The following is a 260-nucleotide window of genomic DNA, read 5'->3' as shown; positions in this document are numbered from 1 at the left end:
CAATCTCGACAGCAACAACGTCATCACCAACGCCGTCTCCACGGGCACGATGTGGCGTGGTCTCGAAGTGATCCTGCGCGGCCGCGATCCGCGCGACGCGTGGGCCTTCGTCGAACGCATCTGCGGCGTCTGCACGGGCACGCACGCGCTCACGTCGGTGCGCGCGGTGGAGAACGCGCTCGGCATCGCGATTCCCGAGAATGCGAATCTCATCCGCAATCTCATGCAGGCCACGCTGTGGGTGCACGACCACCTCGTGC

Annotated in this window: 1 protein-coding gene; it reads left to right on the top strand. The window is 65.8% G+C overall.

Annotation, left to right across the window (positions count from 1 at the left end):
- Positions 1–260, top strand: a 260-nt coding sequence (locus tag SB816_RS32820) for a nickel-dependent hydrogenase large subunit (protein ID WP_410548357.1), incomplete at both ends; no start/stop codon positions are given.

It is taken from the genome of Achromobacter sp. SIMBA_011, from assembly GCF_046535435.1.
In the GTDB taxonomy this organism is placed as follows: Bacteria; Pseudomonadota; Gammaproteobacteria; order Burkholderiales; family Burkholderiaceae_B; genus Achromobacter; species Achromobacter dolens.
This window is presented reverse-complemented; position numbering and strand designations above follow the sequence as displayed.